The organism is Stenotrophomonas sp. FSL W7-1447 (assembly GCF_037966425.1).
In the GTDB taxonomy this organism is placed as follows: Bacteria; Pseudomonadota; Gammaproteobacteria; order Xanthomonadales; family Xanthomonadaceae; genus Stenotrophomonas; species Stenotrophomonas pavanii.
The window spans coordinates 4296629-4311961 of record NZ_CP150199.1 but is presented as its reverse complement, the minus strand read 5'-3'; the positions used below and the strand labels follow the sequence as shown (position 1 = coordinate 4311961).

Annotated in this window: 13 protein-coding genes and 1 pseudogene; 8 read left to right on the top strand and 6 right to left on the bottom strand. The window is 68.2% G+C overall.

Going from position 1 to position 15333, the window contains the following annotated elements; all coding sequences use genetic code 11:
• Positions 1 to 33 precede the first annotated feature (33 nt).
• On the bottom strand, positions 34 to 1677 hold the full coding sequence (locus NSQ78_RS20035; protein ID WP_223224771.1) for an AarF/UbiB family protein: 1644 nt from the start codon (positions 1675 to 1677) through the stop codon (positions 34 to 36).
• 248 nt (positions 1678 to 1925) lie between these two features.
• Between NSQ78_RS20035 and NSQ78_RS20030 the strand changes: the two genes are divergently transcribed.
• Complete coding sequence (locus NSQ78_RS20030; RefSeq protein WP_339207328.1) at positions 1926 to 2852, top strand: DUF808 domain-containing protein; 927 nt, start codon at positions 1926 to 1928, stop codon at positions 2850 to 2852.
• 64 nt (positions 2853 to 2916) lie between these two features.
• Here the strand turns inward: NSQ78_RS20030 and NSQ78_RS20025 are convergent, their stop codons facing one another.
• Positions 2917 to 4455: a GGDEF domain-containing protein gene (locus NSQ78_RS20025; RefSeq protein WP_149901747.1), complete on the bottom strand. Its 1539-nt coding sequence runs from the start codon at positions 4453 to 4455 to the stop codon at positions 2917 to 2919.
• 105 nt (positions 4456 to 4560) lie between these two features.
• On the opposite strand from NSQ78_RS20025, the gene NSQ78_RS20020 reads away from it, so the two are divergent.
• The 3 genes from NSQ78_RS20020 (at position 4561) to NSQ78_RS20010 (ending at position 6492) form a co-directional block, all read left to right on the top strand.
• The gene (locus tag NSQ78_RS20020) at positions 4561 to 5196 is read left to right on the top strand and encodes an NAD(P)H-binding protein (RefSeq protein ID WP_049468062.1); all 636 of its coding nucleotides are present in this window, start codon (positions 4561 to 4563) and stop codon (positions 5194 to 5196) included.
• Positions 5196 to 5903, top strand: coding sequence for a YafY family protein (locus NSQ78_RS20015; RefSeq protein WP_049468061.1), 708 nt, complete (start codon positions 5196 to 5198; stop codon positions 5901 to 5903). Before NSQ78_RS20020 ends, NSQ78_RS20015 begins: the two co-directional genes overlap by 1 nt.
• Positions 5904 to 6105: 202 nt before the next feature.
• Entirely contained in the window at positions 6106 to 6492 is a 387-nt protein-coding gene (locus tag NSQ78_RS20010; RefSeq protein ID WP_064239402.1) for a VOC family protein, read from the top strand.
• Between the two features lie 76 nt (positions 6493 to 6568).
• Here the strand turns inward: NSQ78_RS20010 and NSQ78_RS20005 are convergent.
• The 4 genes and pseudogenes from NSQ78_RS20005 to pdhA all read right to left on the bottom strand — a co-directional run bounded on the left by NSQ78_RS20005 (position 6569) and on the right by pdhA (position 10458).
• Positions 6569 to 7964 (bottom strand): annotated as a pseudogene (locus NSQ78_RS20005) (dihydrolipoamide acetyltransferase family protein).
• Positions 7961 to 8314 carry an SH3 domain-containing protein gene (locus tag NSQ78_RS20000; protein ID WP_005411349.1) on the bottom strand — a complete coding sequence of 118 codons (354 nt, stop codon included), beginning with the start codon at positions 8312 to 8314 and terminating at the stop codon, positions 7961 to 7963. Before NSQ78_RS20000 ends, NSQ78_RS20005 begins: the two are co-directional and overlap by 4 nt.
• Position 8315: 1 nt before the next feature.
• Positions 8316 to 9383, bottom strand: coding sequence for an alpha-ketoacid dehydrogenase subunit beta (locus NSQ78_RS19995; protein WP_049468055.1), 1068 nt, complete (start codon positions 9381 to 9383; stop codon positions 8316 to 8318).
• Positions 9376 to 10458 (bottom strand): pyruvate dehydrogenase (acetyl-transferring) E1 component subunit alpha, encoded by a 1083-nt coding sequence (gene pdhA, locus NSQ78_RS19990; RefSeq protein ID WP_064239401.1) that lies wholly within the window; start codon positions 10456 to 10458, stop codon positions 9376 to 9378. Before pdhA ends, NSQ78_RS19995 begins: the two co-directional genes overlap by 8 nt.
• Before the next feature lie 336 nt (positions 10459 to 10794).
• Here pdhA and NSQ78_RS19985 point away from each other — a divergent pair, with 336 nt between their 5' ends.
• The 4 genes from NSQ78_RS19985 (at position 10795) to NSQ78_RS19970 (ending at position 15311) form a co-directional block, all read left to right on the top strand.
• A complete protein-coding gene (locus NSQ78_RS19985; protein WP_049468053.1) occupies positions 10795 to 11670 on the top strand; it encodes a tryptophan 2,3-dioxygenase family protein in 876 nt (291 codons plus the stop codon).
• Positions 11671 to 11850: 180 nt separating this feature from the next.
• On the top strand, positions 11851 to 13350 hold the full coding sequence (locus tag NSQ78_RS19980; RefSeq protein WP_049468052.1) for an oligopeptide:H+ symporter: 1500 nt from the start codon (positions 11851 to 11853) through the stop codon (positions 13348 to 13350).
• Between the two features lie 19 nt (positions 13351 to 13369).
• A complete protein-coding gene (locus tag NSQ78_RS19975) occupies positions 13370 to 13975 on the top strand; it encodes a thioredoxin family protein (protein WP_064239400.1) in 606 nt (201 codons plus the stop codon).
• Between the two features lie 196 nt (positions 13976 to 14171).
• Positions 14172 to 15311, top strand: a complete 1140-nt coding sequence (locus NSQ78_RS19970; RefSeq protein WP_064239399.1) for a hypothetical protein — start codon at positions 14172 to 14174, stop codon at positions 15309 to 15311.
• Positions 15312 to 15333 lie beyond the last annotated feature (22 nt).

Here is a 15333-nt window from a genome sequence, read left to right as displayed (position 1 = left end):
AAAGCGCATGAATACGGCTGTTTCGCTAATGCACTAGCGGTGCCCGCGCTCCTCGCGTGCGCGTGCACGACGATCAAACAGCAATGCACTGGTCACGATGCCCAGGCCCAGCACCACGCCGATCATCAGCAGCACCAGCGCGATGAGGGGATAGCCGAACAGGTGCCAGCCCGTGTCGATCTTCATCATCAGCGCGGCGGCCATGATCAGTGCTGCGCTGATGATGCCGGCCGCCACACGGTTGGCGATCTTCTGCAGGTTTTCCATCAGCCGTGATTCTTCCAGCCCGGTCACCTTCATCTGCAGGCGGTTCTCGGCCAGCAGCGCCATGATGTCCGACAGCTTGCGGGGGCCATCGCGCAGCAGCTGCTGCATTTCCATCGCTTCGCTGGCGATGTTGGCCGCGGACAGCGACTTCTTCAGGCGCGCGCGCATCACGTGCTGCAGCTGGCGCTCGACGATGCGGCGGGTATCCAGCTCCGGTGCCAGCAGCCGGCACACCGTTTCCAGGTTGAGCAGTGCTTTGCCCAGCAGGCTCAATTCCGGCGGGGTGCGCAGGCCGCAGGCCGTGGCGATGCGCACCATGTCCAGCACCACGCGGCCTTCGGAGAAGCTGCCACTGGCCGCATAGCGCGCGATCAGCTGGCCGGTTTCGCGCAGGTAGCGCTCTTCATCGAAGGCCTCCAGCCGCGTGCTGATGCTGATCAGGTCATCGGCCACTTCCTCGCCACGGCCGTCGACCGCCGCGAACAGGATCTTCAGCAGACGCTCGCGCAGGCGCGGTGGCATGTGCGCGACCATGCCCAGGTCGAAGATCGCCAGCCGGCCATCGGGCATCACCCGCAGGTTGCCCGGGTGCGGGTCTGCATGGATCTCGCCATGCACGAAGATCTGGTCCAGGTAGCCGCGGATCAGCGCGGCCGCCAACGGGTCCATGTCCTGCTCGGTGCGGCGTACGCCGGAGATCGCATCCACGCGCACGCCGGTGGCAAGCTCCATCGTCAGCACGCGCTGGCTGCTGTAGTCCCAGACCGGCTGCGGCACCCACAGCCGGCGGAACGGCCGCAGGTGCCGTCCGAAGCGCGCCAGGTTCTCGGCCTCGGCGTGGTAATCCAGCTCCTGCATCAGGGTCTTGGCGAACTCGTTGAGCCAGTCGCGCAACCGCACGCGGCGGCCCACCTGGGTCAGGTGGTCGGCGGCCAGCGCGAAGCTGCGCAGTGCCTCCAGGTCCGAGCGCAGCTGCGCGGCCACTTCGGGCTTCTGCACTTTCACCGCCACCTGGCGGCCATCGTGCAGCACCGCGCGATGCACCTGCGCGATCGACGCACAGCCCAACGGCTCGGGATCGAACGAGGCAAACAGCTTGTTCACCCCTACGCCCAGTTCCTGCTCGATGATCGCGTGGATGCGCTCGACGGGGATCGGCGCCACCTTCTCCTGCATGCGCTCCAGCGCTGTGGCGAACTCCACCGGCACCATGTCCGGCCGCGTGGACAGCATCTGGCCCAGCTTGACGAAGGTCGGCCCCAGGGCTTCCAGGTCGCTGACGAACTGCTCCGGATTGCCGTCGGCGGGCACGTCGGCCTGGCTGCTTGCCGCATCTAGGTTCATGCCCGAGAACACGCCCGAGTGGCGATAGCGCATCAGCAGGCGCAGGATCTGGCTGCGCCGGTTCATGCCTTTGACCAGCGGGGGATTGCCATTGGCGGCGGACGGATTGCTCAAGCGGAACTCCCATGCGACGAAGACAGGTAGCGCCAGCCGTTGGCCGGCAATGTCCGAAACTGTGCGGCGGCCGGCCAGCGGCCGGTACTACCGGGTTTCCCAGTGTCGCCGGGCGGCGGTGGGCACGCGGTGAATCCGGCGTCTTCCGCAGTCCAGACCGGATCGGTCAGAATCCGCTCATCCCCTTTCTTGGACGCTCCATGGCCGGTGCCAGCCTGTTCGCCCTGCTCGACGATATCGCCACCCTGCTCGACGATGTCTCGGTCCTGACCAAGGTCGCGGCGAAAAAGACCGCCGGCGTGCTCGGCGACGATCTGGCGCTGAACGCGCAGCAGGTCACCGGGGTCAATGCCAACCGCGAACTGCCGGTGGTGTGGGCGGTGGCCAAGGGCTCGCTGCTCAACAAGGTGATCCTGGTGCCGGCGGCACTGGCGATCAGTGCGCTGGAAGCCTGGCTGCACGGCCGTGGCTGGAACGTGCCGCTGATCGTGCCGCTGATGATGATCGGCGGTGCTTTCCTGTGCTTTGAGGGCGTGGAGAAGCTGGCGCATCGTTTGCTGCATTCCTCCGAGGACGATGCCGAGCGCCTGGCCGAGCGGCGCAAGGCGCTGGCCGACGCGCAGGTGGACATGGTCGCGTGGGAGAAGGACAAGGTGAAGGGCGCGATCCGCACCGACTTCATCCTGTCGGCCGAGATCATCGTGCTGACCCTGGGCGTGGTCGCCACCGCTCCGTTCACCAACCAGGTGATCACCCTGGCCGTGGTGGCGCTGGCGATGACGGTGTTCGTCTACGGACTGGTGGCCGGCATCGTCAAGCTCGACGACGTCGGCCTGTACCTGTCGCGCAAAGGCGGCGCCATCGCCGCCTTCGGTCGTGGTCTGGTGGCCTCGGCACCGTGGCTGATGAAGTTCCTGTCGGTGGCCGGCACCATCGCCATGTTCCTGGTCGGCGGCGGCATCCTGGTCCACAACGTGCCGGCGCTGCACCACGCGGTGCAGGCGCTGGGCGGCCAGGGCCAGTGGGGCTGGCTGGTCAGTGCGGTCGGCAACATGGTGGTGGGCATCATCGCCGGTGCCATCGTGCTGGCGGCAGTGACCGGCTTCCAGAAGCTGCGCGGTAAGTAAGCCCGTGGACCCTCGGGGTCAGATGCCTTTTCCGTTGGGAAAGGGATCTGGCTCCATTCCACGATCACCCTGCCTGCACGCGGTTCTTGCCCTGTCGCTTGGCCGCATACAACGCGTCATCCGCACGCCGCAGCAGGGCCTCGGCATCATCGCCGGGCTGCCATTGCGACAGGCCGGCGCTGAAGTGCACCGGCACGCGGCGGTCCTGCACAGTCAGCACGCGATGGGCCAGCGAGCGCTGCAGGCGCTGCACGGTGGCCATGCTGTCGGCCGCCTGGGTTTCCGGCAGTACCAGCACGAACTCGTCGCCGCCCAGCCGTGCGATGCCATCGGTCGCCCGCAGCAGCAGCTTGCACACGGCCACCAGGTGCTGCAGCAGCGCGTCGCCACCGGCATGGCCGTGTGCATCGTTGGTCTGGTGGAAATCGTCCAGGTCGATCACCGCCACGCCCAGGGGGGCGTTGTTGCGTGCGGCACGGGCCAGCTCGCGCTGCAGCAGTTCATCCAGGCCACGGCGGTTCAGCGCCTGGGTCAGTGGATCGATGCGCGCCAGGTCACCCGCAGCCCGCAGCTCCTGCTCCAGCTCGGCAATGCGCTGCTCTGCACGTTCCACCTCCAGCCGCGCGTTGGCCAGATGATCGCGGGCCTGTGCGGCCTGCTGCTGCACCTTGCCGGTGTCGCGCATCACGTCCTGCAGCAGCTGGTTGAGGTCGGCGATGCTGCGTGCCTCGCGCAGCTGCAGCGCGTAGCTGCCGATGCGGTCATGGTATTCGCCGGTACTGGTGGCCATGCCATCCATGCGCTCGATGAACTCGCCCATCAACCCGCGCATGGCCGCCTTCGAATCGTCGATGCCCTGGCGCAGCAGGCCCTGCTTGTAGATCACTTCGCGCAGTTCGGCGCGGGTGCGCTCGACCGCTTCGGCTTCCAACGGCCCGTCCAGCAGTTGCTGTACTGCGGCGATCTGGCCCTGCAGCCAGCTGCGGTCATCCAGCAGCTCGCTCACGTTCTCCAGCAGCAGCGCGAACAGCTCCAGCAGCAGCGCCTGCTGCTCCTGCCAGCTCTCGGCGCGCACGCCGACCTGGTGGCCAAGCTCGCGCACCCCCTGCTCGATCGGCTCCAGGGCGGTACCCGGTTGCCACTGGCGCAGGCGCACGGCCAGCGCCTGTGCCTGCTCGCGCAGGTCCGGGTCATGCTGCAGCAGCGCCACCACCGCGCCGCCCAACAGCAGCCGCAGCTGCTCGGACAGGCGCAGGCTTTCCGGCTGCCCGTCCGGGGAATGCTGCTCGATGGTGCGGATGTACTTGTCGATCAGCTGCCGCATCGCGCGCCCGTAACGCGGCCAATCGGCACTGGCCTGCGCCGATTGCAGGCGGTCACCCATGTCGCCCAGTTCGCCGGGCAGGGTGGCCATGCCGTTGGCGAACGCGGCCAGCAGGGGCTCCGGCGCGTCGGCCCCGGCGAACAGCTGCTGCAGCGCCACGCCACCGCCGCCCTGCAGCACCACACGATCACCCCGGCCGTCGTCCGCCGCCGCGCGCACGCGTGCCGGCGGCCCAAGGCCGGTGCCGGGTGCAGGGCGGGGATCGGGCTGGTCCGTCATCGAGCGAATCCTGGGGCTGGCAGGGTCTGGTTCCAGCATATCGGCGCGGCCGCCGAGGGCTTGAACGGCTAGGATGGGCGACAGGATGCCGTAGTGGAGGTGGGGATGCGCGTGATGCTGCTGGGGGCGACCGGCCTGGTCGGTGGGCAGGTCCTGCCGATGTTGCTGGATGACCCGCGCTGCCGCGCCGTCGTGGCGCCCACCCGACGGCCGCTGGCGCTGCGTGATCCGAAGCTGCACGCGCCGGTGCTGCAGTTCGATGCGCTGCCCGATGCACCGGCGTGGGCCCGCGTGGACGCGGTGATCTGCGCGCTGGGCAGTACCCTGGCCCAGGCCGGCAGCCGGGAAGCCTTCCGTCGCATCGACCACGGCTACCCGATGGCGTTTGCCCGTCTTGCCCGGGCCGAGGGCGCCCGCGCCTTCGCACTGAATTCCGCCGCCGGTGCCAATCCGCAGTCACTGATCTTCTACAGCCGGGTCAAGGGCGAGCTGGAACGTGATCTGCGTGCGCTGGGTTTTGCCTCTTTGACCCTGGTCCGGCCGGGCTTGATCGGCGGCGAACGCAACGAAGTCCGGCGCGGAGAGCGATGGGCGCTGTCGGTGCTGGGCGCGCTGGGACCAGTGCTGCCGCGGTCATGGCGGATCAATCCGGCGGGTGAGATCGCCCGGGCGCTGGTCGAGGCCGCACTGGCCCCGCATCCGGGCGAACACGTGGTGGCATCCCGCGCGCTGGTCGGCTGATGTCGCGTGCGCTCCGCCTGAACCAGCTGCAGCAGCTGCTGCGCCGCCATCGGCGACCAGTGGCGGGGCAGGCGCTGGCCGATGCGCTGGGTATCAGCCTGCGCACGCTGTACCGCGATATCGAAACCCTGCGCGAGCAGGGCGCCGACCTGCGCGGCGAGGCCGGCGTCGGTTACCTGCTGGCCCCCAGCGATACCCTGCCGCCGATGACCCTGCCACCGGCCGAGATCGACGCGCTGGTGCTGGGACTGCGTTGGGTCGCGGCGCGCACCGAGCCGGCGCTGGCCGAGGCTGCACGTGACGCCCTGGCGCGCATCGCGCACGTATTGCCCGTGGCGCGCCGCGAGGCCCTGCGTGACAGCGGCCTGCGCGTTGGCCCATCGCGTGCTGCGGCCAAGGTGCCGGCTGCACGCCTGCAGGCCGTGCGCGAAGCCGTGGGTGCGCAGCAGCGCCTGCAGTTCGGCTACCAGGACGCGCAGGGCCAGCGCAGCGAACGGATCGTCTGGCCGTTCGCGCTGGGCTACTTCGATGAAGTGCCGATGCTGGCGGCCTGGTGTGAGCGCCGCGAGGATTTCCGCCACTTCCGGCTGGACCGCATCCGCCAGGTGCGGGTGCTGGAGGAGCACTATCGGGTGCCGCGTGCCACCCTGCTGCGGCGCTGGCAGAAGGCACAGGGCATCGCGCCGGACTGGCTGGATCGTTCGTAGCATCGGGCCCGCTCGACTGCTTCTGCGTTCAGCTTCCTGCCTCTGGGGGAGGGCGGCCTTCGCACTTTGCTCCTGGTAGGGGTCGAGCTTGCTCGGCCGCCTTTGATCTTCGCGAGCAGCAGTCGAGCACGCTCGACGCTGCTGACAGAATCTGCCAGCAGGGCCGTACCACCATGATCGCTCCCAACAACGGAGCTTCCCCATGTTCAAGCCCAGCACCCTACTGCAGTACGTGCGCGACGTTACCGCCAGCGCCACTTTCTACAGCGGCATCCTCGGCAAGCCGCCGGTGGAGCAGTCGCCCGGCTTTGCCCTGTTCCTGCTCGGCGATGGCGCCGCACTCGGCCTGTGGCAACGCGATGACGTGCAACCGCCGGTGTCCGCGCAGGCCGGTGCCGCCGAACTGGCGATGGTTGTGCCCAACCCGGAGGTCGTGCAGCAGCTGCACGATGCGTGGCGTGCACTCGGCGTGGAGATCCTGCAGGCGCCGGTGACATTGGAATTCGGCCACACTTTCGTCGGGGCAGACCCGGATGGGCACCGCCTGCGTGTGTACAGCCGCGCCGAGGGCATGGTCGCGCGCGATTGATCGCATGCGTTTGCAGAGCGGGCATAAAAAAACGCCGGGCAATGCCCGGCGTTCGTGTTTCACAGGTGGTGGCCGATCAGCTGGCCAGCGCCAGGTCGTCCATCATCGCGCGCAGGAAGCGGGCGGCTTCACCGCCGGTGGCTGCGCGGTGGTCGAAGGTGACCGACAGCGGGATCACCTTGTGCGCTTCCACGCCGCCCATCACCGGGGTCATCTGGTGGCGGGCACGGCCGGCACCGACGATGGCCACGCACGGCGGCACGACGACCGGGGTTGCGTAACGACCGGCGAACATGCCGAAGTTGGACAGCGAGATGGTGTAGCCACTCAGTTCCGACGCCGCGATCGAACGCGATTCCACCTGCTCGCGCAGGCGGTTGACGCCTTCGCGGATGCCGCGTGCATCGAGCATGTCGGCATTGCGCAGGGCCGGCACGAACAAGCCGTCGTCGGTGTCCACGGCGATGCCGATGTCCACCTGCGCGTGCAGGGTGCGGGTCAGTGCTTCGCCGTCGAACCAGGCGTTCATCGCCGGCACCTTCTGTGCGGCAACGACGATGGCGCGCACCAGGCGGGCGGTGACGTCGTTGCCGGGCAGCCAGGCGTGGATGTCGGCGTCGTCGTTCAGCGTGGTCGGCACGACCTTGCTGTGCGCATCGGCCATCACGCGGGCCATGTTGCGGCGCACGCCCTTCAGCGGTTCCGGCTGGCCCTTGGCGACCACGCCCGGCGGCTGGGTGCGCATCGGCTTGCCGGCGGCAGACAGCGGGGTACGGGCTTCGCTCTGCACCGGGGCGGACACCTGCGCGGGGACCGGCGCGGCATACGCGGCGGCAGCAACCGGCGCCGGAGCAGCGCCGAGCTTGGCGGTGCCGTTGGCGGCGGCCTGCTTGACGTCGGCCATGGTCACCGCGCCATCGGTGCCGGTGGCGGCCACGCGGCTCAGGTCCACGCCCAGCTTGCGCGCCATCGCACGCACGGCCGGCACGGCCTTGACGCCACCGACGGCCAGCGCCTGTTCGGCATGCACGGCATTGGAGCTCTGCATGGCGCCGACCACGGTGCCGGCGTCATCACGCTCGGCCGCGGCGGGCTTGGCGTCCTCGGCGGCAACCGGAGCGGCCGCAGCCGGCAGCGGCGGCGGGGTCGGTGCGGCCCGGCGCGGCCGGTGCTGCGTGGCCATGGCTGTGGCCGGTGTCCTGGCCATCGGCGCGCTGCGGCAGGTTCGGGTCCAGCTCGAAGCTGGCCAGCACCGAGCCGGTCGGGATGATGTCGCCGGCACCGCCGGACAGCTTCAGCACCTTGCCGGAGAACGGCGAGGGCACTTCCACCACGGCCTTGGCGGTCTCCATCGAGACCAGCGGCTCGTCCAGCTTGATCACATCGCCTTCCTTGACGAACCACTCGACGATGGTCGCGTCCGGCAGGCCTTCGCCCAGGTCGGGCAGGTTGAAGTTCTTGGTCTGGCTCATTTGCAGTTCTCTTCCAGCAGTTCCAGTTCGCGGGCCGGCAGCCAACCCGTCGCGCCATTGGCGCGCTCGGACCACCACCACCCGCCGTGTTCGTGATGAAGCTTCACCATCTCGCCGCTTTCCACATCCAGCTCGCGGGCGTCGTAGTCGCACAGGGCTTCGGCGCGACCCTCGTCCAGCAGCTGCAACCAGGCGATGGGCGCCCATCCAGCGCGCCCATCGTTGGTGCGTACCCAGGCAAACGCCGGCCATTCCTCGTCACGGACACCTACTTCGACGATCTGGCCGGTGTGGAACCGGAGCGGGTTGGGATACTGGCTGCGGTAAGCCCCCAGAAGGCGGGCCCGCATGTCAGCCGGCCGCCACCGCGCGCTTGGCCGCAGCCACGATCCGCTCGACGCTCGGCAGGTACTTCATTTCCAGGCGGAACAGCGGAATGTGGGTGTCGTAGCCAGTGACGCGCTCGACCGGGGCCAGCAGGTCGTAGATCGATTCCTCGGCCAGGCGCGCGGCAATCTCGGCGCCGAAGCCCGCGGTCTTCGGGGCCTCCTGCACGATCACGCAGCGGCCGGTCTTGGCCACCGACTCGGCAATGGTGGCGAAGTCCAGCGGACGCAGCGTGGCCACGTCGATGACTTCGGCACTGATGCCTTCGCCGGCCAGCTTGTCGGCCGCTTCCAGCGCTTCCTTCACCTGCGCGCCCCAGGTCACCAGGGTCACGTCGGTGCCGTCGCGCAGCACGAAGCAGACGTCCAGCGGCAGGGCTTCGCCGTCGTTGACGACCACTTCCTTGTACTGGCGGTAGATGCGCTTGGGCTCCATGTAGATCACCGGATCCGGTTCGCGGATCGCGGCCAGCAGCAGGCCGTAGGCGCGCTGCGGCGAGGACGGCAGCACCACGCGCAGGCCCGGCACGTTGGTGAAGATCGCCTCGTTGGCTTCGCTGTGGTGTTCCGGCGCGCGGATGCCGCCGCCCCACGGCACGCGCAGCACCATCGGGCAGTGCAGGCGGCCACGGGTGCGGTAGCGCAGGCGCGCGGCGTGGCAGACGATATGGTCGACCATCGGGTACATAAAGCCGTCGAACTGGGCTTCGGCCACCGGCTTCATGCCCTGTGCGGCCAGGCCGATGGTCAGGCCGGCGATGGTGGTCTCGTCCAGCGGGGTGTCGAGGATGCGGTCCGAGCCGAAGCGCTGCTGCAGACCGGCGGTGGCGCGGAACACGCCGCCGTTGACGCCCACGTCTTCGCCCAGCACCAGCACCGACGGGTCATGTTCCAGCTCCCAGGCCAGCGCCTGGGTGATGGCTTCGATGAGGGTGATCGGGGTGGTGGTCATGCTGTCATCTCCGCGCGCGACAGCAGCGCTGTCGGCGGCGTTGGTGTGCGCGCCGGGCGCGTTGTTCTTGATCTCATCCATGGCGCTTCTCCAGGGCGATCGCCTGGGCACGCTGGGCCAGCAGGTCCGGCGGCGGATCGGCATACAGGAAGTCGAACATCGCCTCGATTGGCTGCACCGGCGTATTGAGGTACAGGTTCACTTCCTCGTCCACGCGCGCGCCGCACTCGGCGACCCAAGCAGTTTCCTCTTCTTCGCTCCACACACCGGCGTTGATCAGGTACTTGCGCAGGCGCAGCATCGGCTCGCGCTGCCAGGCATCCTTCACTTCGGCGTCGTCGCGGTAGCGGCGCGCGTCGTCGGCGGTGGTGTGGTCGGACAGGCGGTAGGTCATCAGTTCCAGCACCGTGCCACCGTCGCCGGCCAGAGCACGCTCGCGCGCCTGTTCCATCGCCGCCAGCACGGCGATCAGGTCGTTGCCGTCCACCTGCAGGCAGTGCAGGCCGCCGGCCAGGCCCTTCTGTGCCAGCGTCTCGGCACCGGTTTGGGCCGAACGCGGGACCGAGATGGCCCAGCCGTTGTTGACGATGCACAGGATCAGCGGGAGCTTGTAGGCGCCGGCCGAATTCAGGGCCGCATAGAAGTCGGTCTTGGAGCTGCCGCCATCGCCACACACGGCCACGGCGATCTGGGGTTCCTTGTTGAGCTTGAACTTCAGCGCGGCGCCGGCGGCATGCAGGCACTGGGTGGAAATCGGCACGCAGAACGGGAAGTCCTTGGCCGCGTTGCCGCCGTAATCGTTGCCGCGTTCGTCGCCGCCCCAGTACATCAGCACGTCGTGCGGGCGCACGCCCCGCATGAACATCGCGCCATACTCGCGGTACGAAGGCGCGAACACGTCGTCCTTCTGCATCGCCGCGCCGATGCCCACGTGCGCGGCTTCGTGGCCCAGGCAGGCGGCATAGGTGCCCAGCTTGCCGGTGCGCTGCAGCGCGATGGACTTGCTGTCGAACGTGCGTACGAACAGCATCTGCTTGAACAGCGGTACCAGGACCTTGGGGTCGCGCAGCGACGCGGGCAGGTCATCGCGGACGAGCTTGCCGTCCGCGTCCAGGTACTGCAGGTATTCGATCTTGAATTCAGCGGCAACCGTCATTGCGTACTGCACCTTCGACAGAGAAGTTACAAATGATATGAATCGCCATGTTAAGGAACGCGTACGGAATAGCCTTCCTGCGCCGCAACACGGCAACGCCCTGTTTTACCCCTGCCGGCGGGTGGGGGGCCAATAACAACAACGTATTCAGTCGTTGCTGCAAAGCATCAGAATACGCCTCTGGCTGACCGCCGGCGCAACGGCCCGATCGGTTCCACGCGCAGGCCCCGCATCGGCCAATGCTCCACGGGGCACCGCACGCCCCGGTATGGACGGCGCGGCTGCCCGCGCGGCTGGCAACGCGCTACCCTTGCCGCCCCCGATCTGGCCGCACCCATGTCCGTCGACAACAACCAACGCGATCTCGAAGCCGGCATCCACACCGACCTGCAGGGCCGCCTGACCTATGGTGGTTACCTGCGGCTGGACCAGCTGCTCAGCGCGCAGCAGCCGTTGTCCAGTCCGCCGCATCACGACGAGATGCTCTTCATCATCCAGCACCAGACCTCGGAGCTGTGGCTGAAGCTGCTGGGCCACGAACTGCGTGCGGCGATCGGCTTCCTGCAGCGCGATGAGGTGTGGCAGTGCCGCAAGGTGCTGGCCCGCAGCAAGCAGGTGCTGCGCCAGCTCACCGAGCAATGGTCGGTGCTGGAAACGCTGACCCCGTCCGAGTACATGGGCTTCCGCGACGTGCTGGGCCCGTCCTCGGGCTTCCAGTCGCTGCAGTACCGCTACATCGAGTTCCTGCTGGGCAACAAGAACGCGCAGATGCTGCAGGTGTTCGAGCACGATCCGGCCGGGCAGGCGCAGCTGCGCACCGTACTGGAGGCACCGAGCCTGTACGAAGAGTTCCTGAAGTACCTGGCGCGCTTCGGTCATGCCGTGCCGGCGGTATACGAGGCCCATGACTGGACCCAGCCGCATGTGGCCGACGACGCCCTGCAGCCGGTCTTCGAGCGCATCTACCAGGACACCGACCGCTACTGGCGCGAATACGCGCTGTGCGAGGACCTGGTGGATCTGGAGACCGCCTTCCAGCTGTGGCGATTCCGGCACATGCGCACGGTGATGCGGGTGATCGGCTTCAAGCGCGGCACCGGCGGCTCGTCCGGCGTGGGCTTCCTGGCCAAGGCGCTGGAGCTGACCTTCTTCCCCGAACTGTTCCAGGTACGCACCAGCCTGCAGGCCGCGCCCCCCTCAGCGCTGGACTGATCCCCATTCAGCTTGGTCCCGGCCGCTGGCTGGATCGTTTCAGATGCAAGTTCAGCGAGCAGGCCGGCACCTGCCTCAAACGGCGTGTATTTGACGTGAACGCCAGAAGTCGGTGATCCTCGCGCGTTGCTCCAACTGCACAGCGGACGTGCTCGTCATCCACCGAACCAGGAAATCCGCATGAGCCTAAACGCCACTGCGAACACCCCAGAGCCGGCGCTGCCGGACTTCAAGACCACGCTGGGCCACCCGCGCCCGTTGTGGATGCTGTTCATGACCGAGTTCTGGGAGCGCTTTGCGTTCTATGGCATCCGCTGGGCCTTGGTGCTGTACATCGTCGCCCAGTTCTACAACGGCAGCGCTGCCGGTGAAGGCGACGCCAGCCGCATCTATGGCGCCTACCTGGCCCTGGTGTACGCCGCGGCGATCTTCGGTGGCTACGTGGCCGACCGGGTGCTGGGCTACCAGCGCTCGATCCTGACCGGCGCGATCATCATGGCCGCCGGCCTGTTCATGATCTCGCTGCCGCAGGAGCACATCTTCAAGCTAGGCCTGGCCACGATCATCGTCGGCAACGGCCTGTTCAAGCCGAACATCTCGACCATGGTCGGCAAGCTGTACGGCCTGAAGGACGAGCGCCGCGACTCGGGCTTCACCATCTTCTACATGGGCATCAACATCGGCGCGATGATCGCCCCGGTGCTGACCGAGTACCTGGCCCGCAAGGTGTTCGGTACCGATGCGATGCCGTCCTACAAGGTCGTGTTCATCGCTTCGGGCGTGGGCATGCTGATCTCGCTGGTGTGGTTCTACATCGGTCGTGCCGGCCTGAAGGGCATCGGCGCGCCGCCGGCCGGCGCTGAAGGCTTCGGCCGCATCATCATGGTGCTCGCCGGTGCCGTGGTCGCCATCCCGGTGGCGTACTTCCTGCTGGCCACCGGCGCCACCGCGCTGGCCTGGATCCTGGGCGCGATGTTCACCGCCCTGGCCGTGCTGCTGCTGGTCGAGGGCGTCCGCGAGGGCAAGGTGCAGCGCGACCGCGTGATCGCCATGCTGATCATCTTCGCCTTCAACGTGATGTTCTGGATGTTCTTCGAACAGGCCGGCAGCTCGTTCACCTTCCTGGCCGAGAACATCGTCAACCGCCAGTTCGGCAGCTGGACCTTCCCCACTGCATGGTTCCAGTCGGTCAACTCGGTGGCGATCATCACCCTGGCGCCGGTCATCGCCTGGATCTGGGTGGCCATGGGCCGTGCCAATCCGTCCATTCCGCGCAAGTTCGGCCTGGGCCTGCTGTTCAACGGCGCCGCCTTCGCCCTGCTGATGTTCGCCCTGTCGCAGATGGTCGTGGACGGCAAGATTCCGTTCTGGACCCTGTTCATGGTCTACGTCATCCAGTCGGTCGGTGAGCTGTGCCTGTCGCCGATCGGCCTGTCGATGGTGACCAAGCTGGCCCCGGTGCGCCTGGTCGGCTTCGGCATGGGTGGCTGGTTCCTGTCCACCGGCATCGGCAACAACCTGTCGGGCATCTTCGCTGGCGTGGTCAGTGGTGAAGGCGGCATGACGGTCGAGTCGGCCCTGAAGGGGTATACCTTCGGGTTCTGGGCCCTGATCGGCTCCGGCGTGGTGCTGTTCCTGATCGCCCCGCTGATCAACAAGCTGATGCACGGCGTCAAATGATGATGAGAGGGTAGAAGGCATGCGTAGCAAGCTCGGTACTGCGGTAGTGGTGGTCTGTGCGGCGCTGATCGGCGCCTGTTCGCAATCGCAACCGCCTGCCGCCGCCGAGCCCACGCAGCCGCTGGATACCCGCCCCACCGAGCCACCGGTCGCTGACCCCAGCGAACCGGTGGCCTCGGGCAATACCCCGGTGGCGGCGGACATCGCCGCCATCGCCGGGCTCGGCGCGCAGTTCGACCCGGCGCGCGACCCCGCCGATGACCTGGCCACCGCCAAGGTGGAAGCCCAGCGCGGCAAGAAGCGCATCCTGCTCGAGGTCGGCAACGCCGCCTGTGAGCGCTGCCGGGCGCTGGACGACGTGGTGGAAGGCAACGGCGACCTGCGTCGCTTCCGCGATGCCCACTACGTGTGGGTGAAGGTCAACGCCAGCGACGAGCAGCCCAACAGCGCCTTCCTTGCCCAGTTCCCGGTGATGGAGCGCGACTACCCGCACCTGCTGGTGCTGGACGCCGATGGCGGCCTGCTGGTGTCGCAGGCCACTGCTGAGCTGCGCAAGGGCGAAGCCTTCCAGCCCGCGCGGGTGGACGCCTTCCTCAAGCAGTGGGCACCGGACAAACCGGAGTAGGGTAGTGCCGGCCGCTGGCCGGCAGCTGCGGTAGGGGTCGACCGTGGGTCGGCACTGAGGCGCATCCACGCCTTGCGCGGATCTACTGCGCGCCCCGTCACACTCTCTGAATCCGTGTCTCAACTTCACCGTGAGCACGCCGTTACCGGCAAGGACCTCAGTCGACGCCCCGTCGACGCAACCTACCGGAACGCCCATGCACAGCGACCACGCCGAACGATTGCCCGACCCTGCCGGTGCGCTGGCCGACGGTGGGGCAGGCGAAGGTGTGACCCTGCCCGCGCAGGAGGCCCTGCTGGATGACGCCGGTACCGGCGAGGACAGCGTCGACCTGGCACCGCCACGCCACCGCCTGCCGCAGATCGCGCTGCCCGGCAACGTGGTGCTGAAGGGCGCGGTGCAGAAACTGGTCGAACAGAAGGCGCGCCTTGATGCGCTGGCCGCCGAAGGCCAGCTGGCCGGGTTGCTGCCGCCCGAATGGCAAGGCCATGGCGCGCGCGCGATCGAGCTGTCCACATTCATCCAGGGCGTGCTGCCCTTCCTGCAGACCGGCGAGCGTGGCGAGACCGCCCCCGCGCGACTGCCGGTGCGCCACGTACTGGGCGATGACAGCCGCTGGGGCCTGGAAGATGTTGCCGAACCCAAGTCGCTGGCCTGGTACCTGGCCAGTGACGAGCGCGCCACGGCCGGCAGCAAGGACGTCGCCGAGGCGTATCTGGTGGGCGCATTGGGCCTGGCGTGGATGCAGGAAGGCCGCAGCCGCCCCGGCTTCCTGCGCGCGATGGGCCAGGAGAGCCTGGCAGCGCGGGTGACCATGCTCGGCTACCCGCCGGCCAACGAACTGGCGCTGTACAGCGTCACCGCGCACGGCCAGCCGCAGATCTGGTGCGTGCACGGACGCCGCCGCATGCGTCCGCTGGTGGCGCCGTGGTTGAGCGTGCCGCTGCTTACCGCCTACGGCGTGCCGGCGCCGGTGGCGTGGCCGTCCAGCTTCCCGCCGGTGGAGGCGGTGGCCGAGCTGCTGGCGACCGCCCGCCTGGGGCGCGCGCTGCCGGAGGTGGACCTGGCCAAGGCGGTGGCGAAGATCGCCGAGGACGCCGCCTCCGACGCCTGGCAGCCGGTCAGCCTGCTGCAGCTCAACACCTGGTCGCCGCGCTGGCACTTCTTCCTGGGTACCTTCGTCGGCCTGCCTTCGTTGCTGTTGGTGGCGGCGGCGCTGGCGCTGCCGGGGGTGGTCGAAGCAGCCACGGTGGCCGCTTCGCTGGGCTTCGCTGGTGGTGCCATCGCGGCGCTCGCGGTGCCGTGGATCCATGCCCGCCGCAAGCACCTGAGCTGAAGCATGAACGCCATCCGCGCGT

What these genes read in the sequence shown, in the direction of transcription:
- NSQ78_RS20025 (WP_149901747.1), bottom strand. Translation starts at nt 4,455, where the DNA reads ATGACGGACCAGCCCGATCCCCGCCCTGCACCCGGCACCGGCCTTGGG.
- NSQ78_RS20020 (WP_049468062.1), top strand. Translation starts at nt 4,561, where the DNA reads ATGCGCGTGATGCTGCTGGGGGCGACCGGCCTGGTCGGTGGGCAGGTC.
- pdhA (WP_064239401.1), bottom strand. Translation starts at nt 10,458, where the DNA reads ATGACGGTTGCCGCTGAATTCAAGATCGAATACCTGCAGTACCTGGAC.
- NSQ78_RS20030 (WP_339207328.1), top strand. Translation starts at nt 1,926, where the DNA reads ATGGCCGGTGCCAGCCTGTTCGCCCTGCTCGACGATATCGCCACCCTG.
- NSQ78_RS19995 (WP_049468055.1), bottom strand. Translation starts at nt 9,383, where the DNA reads ATGGATGAGATCAAGAACAACGCGCCCGGCGCGCACACCAACGCCGCC.
- NSQ78_RS19980 (WP_049468052.1), top strand. Translation starts at nt 11,851, where the DNA reads ATGAGCCTAAACGCCACTGCGAACACCCCAGAGCCGGCGCTGCCGGAC.
- NSQ78_RS19985 (WP_049468053.1), top strand. Translation starts at nt 10,795, where the DNA reads ATGTCCGTCGACAACAACCAACGCGATCTCGAAGCCGGCATCCACACC.
- NSQ78_RS20035 (WP_223224771.1), bottom strand. Translation starts at nt 1,677, where the DNA reads ATGAACCGGCGCAGCCAGATCCTGCGCCTGCTGATGCGCTATCGCCAC.
- NSQ78_RS20015 (WP_049468061.1), top strand. Translation starts at nt 5,196, where the DNA reads ATGTCGCGTGCGCTCCGCCTGAACCAGCTGCAGCAGCTGCTGCGCCGC.
- NSQ78_RS19970 (WP_064239399.1), top strand. Translation starts at nt 14,172, where the DNA reads ATGCACAGCGACCACGCCGAACGATTGCCCGACCCTGCCGGTGCGCTG.
- NSQ78_RS20010 (WP_064239402.1), top strand. Translation starts at nt 6,106, where the DNA reads ATGTTCAAGCCCAGCACCCTACTGCAGTACGTGCGCGACGTTACCGCC.
- NSQ78_RS20000 (WP_005411349.1), bottom strand. Translation starts at nt 8,314, where the DNA reads ATGCGGGCCCGCCTTCTGGGGGCTTACCGCAGCCAGTATCCCAACCCG.
- NSQ78_RS19975 (WP_064239400.1), top strand. Translation starts at nt 13,370, where the DNA reads ATGCGTAGCAAGCTCGGTACTGCGGTAGTGGTGGTCTGTGCGGCGCTG.